10 protein-coding genes and 1 pseudogene are annotated in these 12,100 nt (G+C 68.5%); 10 read left to right on the forward strand and 1 reads right to left on the reverse strand.

All coding sequences use genetic code 11. From position 1 onward, the window contains the following. The 6 genes and pseudogenes from murC to lpxC form a co-directional block, all read left to right on the forward strand. A pseudogene (gene murC / locus D588_RS25060) lies at nt 1-293 on the forward strand (UDP-N-acetylmuramate--L-alanine ligase); the annotation flags it as partial. Continuing rightward, entirely contained in the window at nt 290-1,231 is a 942-nt protein-coding gene (locus D588_RS0116125; protein ID WP_017916712.1) for a D-alanine--D-alanine ligase, read from the forward strand. The pseudogene murC and the gene D588_RS0116125, both read left to right, overlap by 4 nt. A gap of 121 nt (nt 1,232-1,352) precedes the next feature. Further along, entirely contained in the window at nt 1,353-2,207 is an 855-nt protein-coding gene (locus D588_RS0116130; protein ID WP_017912956.1) for a cell division protein FtsQ/DivIB, read from the forward strand. Further along, nucleotides 2,204-3,439 (forward strand): cell division protein FtsA, encoded by a 1,236-nt coding sequence (ftsA, locus tag D588_RS0116135; RefSeq protein WP_010340121.1) that lies wholly within the window; start codon nt 2,204-2,206, stop codon nt 3,437-3,439. The genes D588_RS0116130 and ftsA overlap by 4 nt, the downstream gene beginning before the upstream one ends. Before the next feature lie 292 nt (nt 3,440-3,731). Next, the gene (ftsZ, locus tag D588_RS0116140) at nt 3,732-4,958 is read left to right on the forward strand and encodes a cell division protein FtsZ (protein ID WP_017909650.1); all 1,227 of its coding nucleotides are present in this window, start codon (nt 3,732-3,734) and stop codon (nt 4,956-4,958) included. Between the two features lie 252 nt (nt 4,959-5,210). After that, nucleotides 5,211-6,125, forward strand: a complete 915-nt coding sequence (lpxC, locus tag D588_RS0116145) for a UDP-3-O-acyl-N-acetylglucosamine deacetylase (protein WP_010340119.1) — start codon at nt 5,211-5,213, stop codon at nt 6,123-6,125. A 144-nt stretch (nt 6,126-6,269) separates the two neighbouring features. Here the strand turns inward: lpxC and D588_RS0116150 are convergent, their stop codons facing one another. Further along, nucleotides 6,270-6,746, reverse strand: a complete 477-nt coding sequence (locus tag D588_RS0116150; RefSeq protein WP_017916713.1) for a DUF721 domain-containing protein — start codon at nt 6,744-6,746, stop codon at nt 6,270-6,272. 10 nt (nt 6,747-6,756) lie between these two features. Between D588_RS0116150 and D588_RS0116155 the strand changes: the two genes are divergently transcribed. The 4 genes from D588_RS0116155 to mutT all read left to right on the forward strand — a co-directional run. After that, a complete protein-coding gene (locus tag D588_RS0116155) occupies nt 6,757-7,704 on the forward strand; it encodes a M23 family metallopeptidase (protein ID WP_017916714.1) in 948 nt (315 codons plus the stop codon). Nucleotides 7,705-7,866: 162 nt separating this feature from the next. Beyond that, complete coding sequence (gene secA, locus D588_RS0116160) at nt 7,867-10,608, forward strand: preprotein translocase subunit SecA (RefSeq protein WP_017909647.1); 2,742 nt, start codon at nt 7,867-7,869, stop codon at nt 10,606-10,608. Nucleotides 10,609-10,904: 296 nt separating this feature from the next. Further along, complete coding sequence (locus D588_RS0116165) at nt 10,905-11,279, forward strand: VOC family protein (protein WP_017916715.1); 375 nt, start codon at nt 10,905-10,907, stop codon at nt 11,277-11,279. A gap of 288 nt (nt 11,280-11,567) precedes the next feature. Next, on the forward strand, nt 11,568-12,100 hold a 533-nt coding region (gene mutT / locus D588_RS0116170), incomplete at its 3' end, for an 8-oxo-dGTP diphosphatase MutT (protein WP_017916716.1).

Consider the following 12,100-nt stretch of genomic DNA (forward strand, 5'->3'; position numbering starts at 1 on the left):
AGTTCGACGCCTTCGCCGCGGTGCTGTCGGAAGTGGACGCGCTGGTGCTCAGCGAGGTCTACCCGGCCGGCGAGGCGCCGATCCCGGGCGCAGACGCGCGCTCGCTGGCGCGCGCGATCCGCGCGCGCGGCCGCAGCGAGCCGGTGGTGGTCGGCCAGGTCGGCGAACTCGACAGCGTGCTGCCGGACGTGCTGCAGGACGGCGACCTGCTGCTGATGATGGGCGCGGGCGACATCGGTTACGTGGCCCAGCACATCGCCCAGCACGGCTTCGCCGGCGGAGCCGACGCATGAGCGCGCAGACCCTGCCGCCGCCGCGCGTCACCGACCCGGCCGCGTTCGGCCGCGTCGCCGTGTTGCTCGGCGGCACCTCCAGCGAACGCGAGGTGTCGCTGAACTCCGGCGCCAACGTGCTCGAGGCGCTGCGCAGCCGCGGCGTCGACGCGAAGCCGGTGGATGGCATTCCCGCCTTGCTCGAGCGCATCCGCGCCGGCGAAGTCGATCGCGTGTTCAACATCCTCCATGGCGGCGACGGCGAGAACGGCGTGCTGCAGGGGCTGCTGCGTGCGTTGCAGGTGCCGTTCACCGGCCCCGACGTGCTCGGCAGCGCGCTGACCCTGGACAAGATCCGCACCAAGCAGGTGTGGATCGCCGCCGGCCTGCCGACGCCGGGCTTCGCCCGCATCGACGCCCAGGCCGACCTGGCCGCGGCCGCCGCCGCGCTGGGCTACCCGCTGTTCGTCAAGCCGGCCTGCGAAGGCTCCAGCGTCGGCGTGTTCCGCGTGCTGTCCGAGGCCGACCTGGCGCCGGTGCGCGCCTTCGCCGCCGACTACCGCGGCGAGCTGCTGATGGAGCAGATGGTGCAGGGCGAGGAATACACCGTCGGCATCCTCGGCGATATCGCGCTGCCGTCGATCCGCATCGTCCCCGCCGGCGACTGGTACGACTACCACGCCAAGTACATCGCCGAGGACACCCAGTACCTGTGCCCGGGCATGCAGGGCGAGGACGAGACCCAGATCCGCCAGCTCGCGCTGCAGGCCTTCGCCGCCGCCGGCTGCAGCGGCTGGGGCCGCGTGGACGTGATGCGCGACCGCGTGCGCGGCCTGCAACTGATCGAGGTCAACACCGCCCCGGGCATGACCAGCCACTCGCTGGTGCCCAAGGCCGCAGCGCAGCTCGGCGTGGATTTCGCCGGCCTGTGCTGGCGCATCCTGGAGCAGACGCTGTGACGCCGGGAATCGGAAATCGGGAATGGGGAATGGGCAAGAGCGGTGCCGCGTGCGCGGCCGCTTGTGCCTTGCCCATTCCCCATTCCCGATTCCCCATTCCCGCGCACCGGACGGTGCGCCCATGAACGCCTCCCTGCGCATCCTCGCCTGGCTGCTGGCGCTGGCCCTGGTCGCGCTGCCGATCGTGGCCGTGCTCAACGGCTGGGTCGGGGCCGAGCGCTGGCCGCTGAGCCGGCTGCAGGTGAGCGGCGATTTCAAGCGCGTGTCCGCCGAGCAGTTGCGCCAGGTGGTGCTGCCGTATGCGCGCCGTGGTTTCTTCGCGGTGCGCCTGCAGGATGCGCAGGACGCGATCGAGCGCCTGCCGTGGGTGGAGAGCGCGCGCGTGCGCAAGCGCTGGCCGGACGTGCTGGAAGTGCGCGTCGTCGAACACCGCCCATTCGCGCGCTGGGGTGCGGACCGCATGCTGTCCGAGCAGGGCCGCATCTTCGCCCTGCCCAACGAACTGCGCGACGTGGCGCTGCCGCATCTGGCCGGCCCGGACGCCAAGGCCGCCGACGTGGTCGCGCTGTACAACACCTCGCGCGCACTGTTCGCGCCGGTCGGCCTGCCGGTGCAGGGCGTGGCACTGGACGCGCGCGGCAGTTGGTCGCTGGCGCTGGGCAACGGCGTGCAGGTGGTGGTCGGCCGCGACGACGCGCGTGCCCGCCTGGAGCGCTTCGCCCGGGTGCTGCCGCAACTGCTGCAGCCGGGCCAGCCGCCGCTGGCGCGCGCCGATCTTCGCTACACCAACGGATTCACCGTGGCATGGGTACCCGAGAGCAAAGAGCCGAGTAAGGAGCCGGGCAAGGAAAAGAAGCCTGCGGCACCGGCCCAGCCCGCGCGGCACGCGGCACTGGCCGACCCTCCATCCCATCGCGAGAGCCCGCTCTTCTCCCTTCCCCATTCCCGATTCTCTATTCCCGGCTCCAAGACATGAACCGCAAAGGCGACAAATCCCTCATCGTTGGACTGGACATCGGCACCTCCAAGGTCGTCGCGCTGGTCGGCGAATACTCGCCCGGCAACCCGATCGAGGTGATCGGCATCGGTTCGCACGAGTCGCGCGGGCTCAAGCGCGGCGTGGTGGTGGACATCGAATCCACCGTGCAGTCGATCCAGCGCGCGATCGAGGAAGCCGAGCTGATGGCCGGCTGCGAGATCCGCTCGGTGTACGCGTCGATCTCCGGCAACCACGTGCAGTGCAAGAACTCGCCGGGCATCGTGCCGATCCGCGACGGCGAGGTGACCTGGAACGACCTGGACCGCGTGCTGGAAGCGGCCAAGGCGGTGGCGATCCCGGCCGACCAGCGCATCCTCCACGCGATCCCGCGCGAGTACGTGCTGGACGATTCGCAGGAAGGCATCCGCAACCCGGTCGGCATGACCGGCGTGCGCCTGGAGGTGCACGCGCACCTGGTGGTGTGCGCGCAGTCGGCCGCCGCCAACATCAGCAAGTGCGTGCAGCGCTGCGGCCTGCAGGTGGACGACCTGATCCTGTCCTCGCTGGCGTCCTCGGTGGCGGTGCTGACCGCCGACGAGCGCGAGCTGGGCGTGGTGCTGGTGGACATGGGCGCCGGCACCACCGATCTGGCGGTGTTCGTGCAGGGCGCGATCTGCCACACCGCCTCGCTGCCGATCGCCGGCGACCACGTCACCAACGACATCGCGCACATGCTGCGCACGCCGACCCCGGAAGCCGAGCAGATCAAGGTGCGCTACGCCTGCGCGCTGGCGCAGCTGGCCACTGCCGAGGAAAGCATCCAGGTACCCAGCGTCGGCGACCGTCCGCCGCGGCGCATGCCGCGCCATTCGCTGGCGCAGGCGGTGCAGGGCCGCTACGAGGAAATCTTCGAGATGGTGCAGGCGGAACTGCGCCGCTCCGGCTTCGAGGAACTGGTGCGCGCCGGCATGGTGCTGACCGGCGGCGCCTCGAAGATGGAAGGCGTGGTCGAACTGGCCGAGGAAATGGTGCAGATGCCGGTGCGCGTGGGCATTCCCCAGCACGTCACCGGCCTGGGCGAAGTCGTCGGCAACCCGGTCCACGCCACCGGCGTGGGCCTGCTGCTGATGGGCAGCCAGATCGAACACCCACGCCGCCCGTCGCTGCCGACCGGCCGCGCCGGCAGCTTGTTCAAGAAATTGAAGAACTGGTATCGCGGCGAGTTTTGAGGGCCGGGAATGGTGAATCGGGAATTGGGAATGGGTAAGAGCAAAAGCAAAGGCAGTGCGGTGAGATCGGTGGAGAGCGGTGAGAGAAGGTAGGTAGGCGTGGTTTTTTTGCAATTCCGCTGAGGAAAGGGTCCCGGGCTGGAGACGCGCTGTTGCGATTCCCCACTCCCGATTCCCCATTCCCAGCTTCCAAACAACAACACTCGCCGAAATGCGGGTGTCGGGACAGCGAACGGAGCGATCCGATTCCCCATTCCCGATTCCCCATTCACGGCTCAAAGAGGAAACGGACATGGCGCATTTCGAACTGATTGAAAAGATGGCACCCAATGCAGTGATCAAGGTGGTCGGCGTGGGCGGCGGCGGCGGCAACGCGGTCGCGCACATGGTCAGCAGCAGCGTGGACGGCGTGGAGTTCATCACCGCCAACACCGACTCGCAGGCGATCAAGAACTGCGGCGCCAAGCTGCAGCTGCAGCTCGGCACCAACGTCACCAAGGGCCTGGGCGCGGGCGCGAACCCGGAAGTCGGCCGCCAGGCCGCGCTGGAAGACCGCGAGCGCATCATGGACGCGCTGCAGGGCGCGGACATGGTGTTCATCACCGCCGGCATGGGCGGCGGCACCGGCACCGGCGCCGCGCCGGTGGTGGCACAGCTGGCCAAGGAAATGGGCATCCTGACCGTGGCCGTGGTCACCAAGCCGTTCCCGTTCGAAGGCCGCCGCCGCATGCAGGTGGCGCTGAAGGGCATCGAGGAACTGAGCCAGCACTGCGACTCGCTGATCACCATTCCGAATGAAAAGCTGATCACCGTGCTCGGCCGCAACGCCACCATGATCCAGGCGTTCCGCGCCGCCAACGACGTGCTGCAGGGCGCGGTGCAGGGCATCGCCGACCTGATCGTGCGTCCGGGCCTGATCAACGTCGACTTCGCCGACGTGCGCACCGTGATGTCGGAAATGGGCCTGGCGATGATGGGCACCGGCTCGGCCCGCGGCGACGACCGCGCACAGGCCGCCGCCGAGGCCGCGATCCAGAACCCGCTGCTGGACGACGTCAACCTTGCCGGCGCCAACGGCATCCTGGTCAACATCACCGCCGGCCCGGACTTCACCATGGCCGAGTTCGACGAGATCGGCCGCACCATCGAAGGCTTCTCCTCCGAGGACGCCACCGTGGTGGTCGGCACCGTGCTGGATCCGGACATGCAGGACGAAGTGCGCGTGACCGTGGTCGCCACCGGCCTGAACCGTGCGGTGTCGCGCCAGTCGCAGCGTCCGGAGCAGCGTGCGCCGATCAAGCTGGTGCGCAACGCCACCACCGGCCAGCCGGAGTTCGGCGACTTCGAGCATGGCGGCGACGCCGTGTCCAAGGCGGTCGGCGGTGCGATGGGCCTGGGCCTGCGCCGTCCGAGCGGCGACGGCATGGGTGCAGCGCCGTCCGCCCCGGCACCGGCCGCGGCCGACCTGCCGAGCGACTACCTGGATATCCCGGCGTTCCTGCGCCGTCAGGCCGACTGAGGTCTGCATCATCGGCCGGCGCGCGCGCCGGCCCGCAACACCGCCGTCCAGGAGCGCCTCCCTGGCCGGCGCGCCGTGTCCCTTGCTGCCGGGTCCTTGCGACCCGGCAGGTTTTTGCGACCGCGACGCCGGCACGGGCCAGCGTTGCACCGATGGGATGCTGTGACCGCTTTGTTAAAATTTAGCTAAACGCGTGATATTCTCGTTGTCTGTTCAGTTCCCGTGCGAACAGACGTTCCCAGACTGTCTGCCATGACCCAGCAACGCACCCTCAAGAACACGATCCGCGCCACCGGCGTGGGCCTGCACAGCGGCGACAAGGTCTACATGACCCTGCGCCCCGCACCGGCCGACCACGGCATCGTGTTCCGACGCGTGGACCTGGATCCGGCGGTGGACGTGCCGGCCGATGCCGAGCTGGTCACCGAGACCACGCTGTGCACCGGCCTGAGCCGCGGCCAGGCCAAGATCCAGACGGTGGAGCACCTGATGTCGGCGATGGCCGGCCTCGGCGTGGACAACGCCATCGTCGAACTGTCCTCGGCCGAACTGCCGATCATGGACGGCTCGGCCGGTCCGTTCGTGTTCCTGCTGCAGTCGGCGGGCATCGTCGAGCAGGACAAGGCCAAGCGTTTCATCCGCATCAAGCGCGAGGTGGAAGTGCGCGACGGCGACAAGATCGCCCGTTTCGTGCCCTACGACGGCGGCTACAAGCTCGGTTTCACCATCCAGTTCGACCACCCGATGATCCCGGCCAAGCAGTCGCGCCAGGAGATCGAGTTCTCGACGATGGCCTACATCAAGGAAATCTCCCGCGCGCGCACCTTCGGCTTCATGCGCGACCTGGAGTACATGCGCGAGCGCAATCTCGGCTTGGGCGGTTCGATGGACAACGCCATCGTGCTCGACGAGTTCCGCGTGCTCAACGACGACGGCCTGCGCTACGCCGACGAGTTCGTGCGCCACAAGATCCTCGATGCGATCGGCGACCTGTATCTGGCTGGCGGTGCCATCCTCGGCGCCTACGAGGGCTACAAGTCCGGCCACGCACTGAACAACAAGCTGGTCCGCGCCCTGCTCGCCGAACAGGCGGCGTGGGAGTGGGTCAGCTTCGAATCCGCCGCGCAGCAGGCGCCGGTGGCTTACGGGGCGGCGGCTTACGCCTGAACCGTTCAACCCGGTGACGGCCGGGTGGGTATCACGGAATCGGCAATCGGCCGTTCCTTCTTCTTCCCTTAACGCCGATTTAACGAATCGGTAACGACCTCGCGCCCGACGCCCGCTAGGATGCGTCGGTCGCGGCGTGCGTGTCTACGTACGTCGACGGCCACGGTCGGAGCCCGTGGTCGCATCGGGCGTCGCGGAGACGACGTCCTGCAGGGAAGCCAGAGCCTCGCGCAACCCCTTGTGCGTGGCCGCAGAAACCGGAGCCGGCGTGCTTCTTGCCTGCTGCATTGGGGAATGCGCGGGCGCAGTCGCAGTCTTGACGGTCACTTTGGTGGCTTTCAGCCCGATGGAACGGGCCGCAGCAAGGATGTCGGCCTCGGCCAGCCTGACCCGGGCGTGCCAGACCGGAGACTCAACGAGAAAAACGAGCTGTTCGCCGTTCACATTGGCCAACCGGCAACGGGGCGCCAGGTTCGGCGGCAAATGGGGGCGTAACTGCCGGTCCAGCGCGTCGAGCCACAGGGCGCGGCGCAACGGGTCGCCCGCCTTGTCCGCCAGTGCGGCGTCCAGCGCCGGCTGCGGCGTGGCGGTATGGCCTTCGCCGGACTTTCGCTTAGACATGAAAACTCATATGACGTTCAAGAAGATCGTAATCCGTTCCAGTGAAAAGGGGGTCAAGACGTTGCCGTGGCGATTGCGCGAATTCGCCGATCGTCGCCCCCTCGCCGCGCTCGGTGCGGTGCTCGGCCTCGGCATGGTACTCGGCATCGGCGTCAGCGCCGCAGCCGGATGGGGTGGTTCGGCGCAGATGCGCGCCAAGCTCGAGCGGCAGGACCAGGAACTGGCGCAGGTGCGCCGCGACGCGCAGACCCAGGTCAACGCCCTGGCGGCGCGGCTGGGCGAACTGCAGGCGCAGGCGACCCGGCTCAACGCGCTCGGCGATCGCCTGACCCGCATGGGCAAGCTGCAGGACGGCGAGTTCGATTTCGACCAGCCGGTCGGCGTCGGTGGCGGCGACGACGAGCCCAGCCACGACATGCCCGCGCAGCAGCTCGGCAAGGAACTGGACGGGCTGCAGCAGCAGTTCGCCACCTCCGGCCAGCAGCTGTCGGTGCTGGAATCGCTGCTGTTCGACCACCAGCTGGACCAGAACGCGGTGCCTTCGCGGATGCCGATCCGCAACAGCTACATCACCTCGGCCTTCGGCGGCCGTGCCGACCCGTTCGGCCGCGGCACCGGCAACCACAAGGGCATCGACTTCCACGCCAACGTCGGCGACCCGGTGCTGGCGGTGGCCGACGGCGTGGTCAGCTACGCCGGCGTGCGCGGCGGCTACGGCAACGTGGTCGAGGTCGACCACGGCAACGGCTATGTCACCCGCTACGCGCACAATTCGCGGCTGTCGGTGAAGGTCGGCGACCTGGTGCGGGTCGGTCAGGAAGTGGCCAAGGCCGGCTCCACCGGCCGTTCCACCGGTGCCCACGTGCATTTCGAGGTGTGGAAGGACGGGGTGGTGGTGAACCCGGCCAAGTTTCTCGGCGATGGCGCCATCCCGGTGGGCCGCCGCGGCCGCGGCTGAGCCTTGCGGGGTTGGCGTGCCGGCGCTTGAATCGCCGGGCGCCGCCCCAAGCTACAATGTGCTTTGCCATCGACAGGGCGCCTCGCGCCCTGTTTCGTTTGCGGCCCGTCGATTCCCTGGGGATCGGGCCGTCGAGGCGTTCCTTTCCAACCGGTTCCTTCAATGATCAACAGTCTGCTTACTCGCGTTTTCGGTAGCCGCAACGAGCGCCAACTGCGCCAGCTCCACCGTATCGTCGCCAAGATCAATGCGCTGGAGCCGGAGATGGAGCAGCTCTCCGACGAGCAGCTGCAGGCCAAGACCCCGGAACTGCGTGGGCGCATCGCCGGCGGCGAGACCCTGGACAAGGTGCTGCCGGAAGCGTTCGCGGTGTGCCGCGAGGCCAGCCGACGCGTGCTGGGCATGCGCCACTACGACGTGCAGTTGATCGGCGGCATGGTCCTGCACCTGGGCAAGATCGCGGAAATGCGCACCGGCGAGGGCAAGACCCTGGTCGCGACGCTGCCGGTGTACCTCAACGCGCTTGAAGACAAGGGCGTGCACGTGGTCACCGTCAACGACTACCTGGCGCGCCGCGACGCCGCGCAGATGGGCAAGCTGTACAACTGGCTGGGCCTGAGCGTGGGCGTGGTGTACCCGGGCATGCCGCACAGCGACAAGCACGCCGCCTACGCCGCCGACATCACCTACGGCACCAACAACGAATTCGGCTTCGACTACCTGCGCGACAACATGGCGCTGTCCAAGGCCGACCGCTTCCAGCGCGGCCTCAACTACGCCATCGTCGACGAGGTCGACTCGATCCTGATCGACGAAGCGCGTACGCCGCTGATCATCTCCGGCCCGGCCGACGAGTCGCCGGAGCTGTACATCCGCGTCAACCGCATCGTGCCGCAGCTGGTCAAGCAGGAGTCGGAAGAGGGCGAGGGCGACTTCTGGGTCGACGAGAAGGGCAAGCAGGTGCACCTGTCCGAAGCGGGCATGGAGCACGCCGAAGAGCTGCTGCGCGCCGCCGGCATCCTCACCGACGAGGAAGACCGCCTGTACGGCGCGCAGAACCTGAGCGTGGTCCACCACCTCAACGCGGCGCTGCGCGCGCACGCGATCTACCAGCGCGACGTCGACTACATCGTGCGCGACGGCGAGGTGGTGATCGTCGACGAGTTCACCGGCCGCACCCTGCCGGGCCGGCGCTGGTCCGACGGCCTGCACCAGGCGGTGGAAGCGAAGGAAGGCGTGCCGGTGCAGCGCGAGAACCAGACGCTGGCCAGCATCACCTTCCAGAACCTGTTCCGCATGTACAAGAAGCTGTCCGGCATGACCGGCACGGCCGATACCGAAGCCTACGAATTCCAGAGCATCTACGGCCTGGAAGTGGTGGTGATCCCGACCAACCGCCCGACCATCCGCAAGGACTGGCCGGACCAGGTGTTCCTCAACCGCCAGGGCAAGTTCAACGCGGTGCTGGCCGACATCGAGGACTGCGCCAAGCGCGGCCAGCCGGTGCTGGTCGGTACCACCTCGATCGAGACCTCGGAGATGCTGTCCGAGCACCTGCGCAAGGCGGGCGTGAAGCACGAAGTGCTCAACGCCAAGCAGCACGAGCGCGAAGCGCAGATCGTCGCCAACGCCGGCCAGCCGGGCGCGGTGACCATCGCCACCAACATGGCCGGCCGCGGTACCGATATCGTGCTCGGCGGCTCGCTGGAAGCCGAACTGCATGCGTTGGGCGAGGAGCTTGACGACGCGACGCGCGCGCGCCTGAAGGCGGCCTGGCAGGAGCGCCACGACGCGGTCAAGGCCGCCGGCGGCCTGCACATCATCGGCACCGAGCGCCACGAGTCGCGGCGTATCGACAACCAGCTGCGCGGCCGTTCCGGCCGCCAGGGCGACCCGGGTTCCTCGCGGTTCTACCTGTCGCTGGAAGACAACCTGATGCGCATCTTCGCCTCGGACTGGGTGCAGAAGGCGATGCGCATGATGGGCATGAAGGAAGACGACGTCATCGAGGACAAGCTGGTCAGCCGGCAGATCGAGAAGGCGCAGCGCAAGGTCGAGGCGCACAACTTCGACATCCGCAAGAACCTGCTCGACTTCGACGACGTCAACAACGACCAGCGCAAGGTGATCTACGCCCAGCGCGACGAACTGCTGGACGCCGAGTCGGTCAAGGAGAACGTCGACGGCATCCGCGACGACGTGATCTACGACATCGTGTCGCGCTTCGTGCCGCCGAACTCGGTGGACGACCAGTGGGACCTGCCGGGCCTGGAAGCCACGCTGGCCAGCGAACTCGGCCTGTCGCTGTCGATCACCGACCTGGTCAAGCGCCACGAGGAACTGGACGCGGACGGTATCGTCGAGAAGGTGCGTGAGGAAGTGGACCGCCATTTCCGCGAGAAGGAATCGGCGATCGGCGGCGAGACCATGCGCGCGCTGGAGAAGCACGTGATGCTCACCGTGCTCGACCAGAGCTGGAAGGAGCATCTGGCGCGCATGGACTACCTGCGCCAGGGCATCCACCTGCGCGGTTATGCGCAGAAGCAGCCCAAGCAGGAATACAAGAAGGAAGCGTTCGAGCTGTTCTCGGAGATGCTGGAGCACGCCAAGCGCGAAGTGGTCACCCTGCTGGCGCGGGTGCGCATCCGCAGCGAGGAGGAAGTGGCCGCGCTCGAAGCGCAGGAGCGTCAGCAGGTGGAGGCGCAGTTGCGCCAGGCCCAGTTCCAGCACCAGGATGCCGGCGGTTACGGCGCCGACGAGGAAGCCGAGCAGGTGCAGCGCGGCGAGGCGGGTGCGCCGACCGTGGCGCAGGTGACCCGCGAAGCGCCGAAGGTCGGCCGCAACGATCCGTGCCCTTGCGGCAGCGGCAAGAAGTACAAGCACTGCCACGGCCAGCTGAGCTGAGCCTGGCGTTGCGCGGACCGCTGCGCAAGCGCGTGGCGGCTCCGCATTCGGCGTCGCACGCTGTGGGTGCCGGGGTGCCAGTCATGACACCCCCACGCCGGCTCTTGCACTCCCTTCGGCGAAGGAGTGAGCGACGGATGCAGGTGTCGGATCGATCACGCGTTTGCGAATAGCCCCGCCTTGCGCGGGGCATTCTGTTTTTGGGAAGGGCTTGGAGCGATGCGCTTGCCGACGTGGCGTACCGTGCGTGCGGCGCGTAGGCTGGCCGATGTCGCCATTGCCTCTGTAGGCCTGCCGTGGAGCCTTCGCCCAGCCTGGAACTGAAGGTCTTCGTGCCGGCGCAGGATCTCGCGCTGTCTGCGCGGTTCTATGCCGACGTAGGCTTCGCGCCCGAGCCGCTCGGCGACGGCCTGATCTGCTTCCGCCATGGCGACCGTTGCGCGTTCCTGCTGCAGGATTTCTACCACGCGGGCCTGGCGCACAACCTCGTGCTGCATCTGTGGGTGGAGGACGCCGATGCCTGGTGGCGGCGGCTGCATGCAGCCGATTTGGCGGGCCGTTACGGCGCGCGTCTGGGCGAACCCGGGGACCGTCCCTGGGGCATGCGCGACTTCACCCTGCACGACCCCGGTGGCGTGCTGTGGCGGATCGGCCACAGCCTGGGCGCCTGAGCGGGCGGTGGTGGTGGAAGTGCGGCAATCACCGCCATGCGCGCCGCCGCAGCGCGTTGCGCGGCGCGCGCCGGGCAGCGTTGCAGGCGGATCAGCGCCCACTCACGGCCATTTCCGATGACGCTCTGGCGTTGCTGCGGTAGCGCCTGCCATCAGTGGCGCGCCGCCAAAAAGGCCATCGCCTGGGACTGCCTGGCTGCGTGGGCGTCGCTGCCCTCCACAGCCGATCGGCGCCAATGTGACCCTGGTTGATTGCGCTGGCGCTGCCGGAAACGGCAAGCTTGCGCCATGTCCGAACCGCTCAGATCCATTCATGTCGTCGCCGGCGTCATCACCGATGCGCGTGGCCGTATCCTGCTGACCCGCCGTACCGAGGGCCGCGACCTCGCCGGCCTGTGGGAATTTCCCGGCGGCAAGCGCGAGCCCGGCGAGACCTCGGAGCAGGCGCTGGTGCGCGAGTTGCAGGAGGAACTGGGCATCGAGGCCGTCGTCGGCGAGTGGCTGATGGAAGTGCCGCAGCGCTACCCGGACAAGCGGCTGCGCCTGGAAGTGCGCCAGGTGGCGGCGTGGAAGGGCACGCCGCGCGGCCGCGAGGGCCAGGCGCTGACCTGGGTGAGCGCCGACAAGCTGGGCCGCTACGCGATGCCGCCGGCCGACCAGCCGGTGGTGGCGATGCTGCGCCAGCCCGCCTGCTACCTGGTGACGCCGGAGCCGGCCGAGCCGGGTCCCTGGTTGGCGGCGCTGGAGCGCGCGCTGGACGCCGGCGTGCGCCGCGTGCAGTTGCGTGCGCGCAGCCTGTCGGCCGAGCAGTGGGCGCCGCT

It is taken from the genome of Xanthomonas sp. SHU 308, assembly GCF_000364645.1.
In the GTDB taxonomy this organism is placed as follows: Bacteria; Pseudomonadota; Gammaproteobacteria; order Xanthomonadales; family Xanthomonadaceae; genus Xanthomonas_A; species Xanthomonas_A sontii.

Excerpts from the sequence above, each read along its gene's own strand:
- D588_RS0116125 (WP_017916712.1), top strand. The coding sequence starts at position 290 with ATGAGCGCGCAGACCCTGCCGCCGCCGCGCGTCACCGACCCGGCCGCG.
- D588_RS0116130 (WP_017912956.1), top strand. The coding sequence starts at position 1,353 with ATGAACGCCTCCCTGCGCATCCTCGCCTGGCTGCTGGCGCTGGCCCTG.
- ftsA (WP_010340121.1), top strand. The coding sequence starts at position 2,204 with ATGAACCGCAAAGGCGACAAATCCCTCATCGTTGGACTGGACATCGGC.
- ftsZ (WP_017909650.1), top strand. The coding sequence starts at position 3,732 with ATGGCGCATTTCGAACTGATTGAAAAGATGGCACCCAATGCAGTGATC.
- lpxC (WP_010340119.1), top strand. The coding sequence starts at position 5,211 with ATGACCCAGCAACGCACCCTCAAGAACACGATCCGCGCCACCGGCGTG.
- D588_RS0116150 (WP_017916713.1), bottom strand. The coding sequence starts at position 6,746 with ATGTCTAAGCGAAAGTCCGGCGAAGGCCATACCGCCACGCCGCAGCCG.
- D588_RS0116155 (WP_017916714.1), top strand. The coding sequence starts at position 6,757 with ATGACGTTCAAGAAGATCGTAATCCGTTCCAGTGAAAAGGGGGTCAAG.
- secA (WP_017909647.1), top strand. The coding sequence starts at position 7,867 with ATGATCAACAGTCTGCTTACTCGCGTTTTCGGTAGCCGCAACGAGCGC.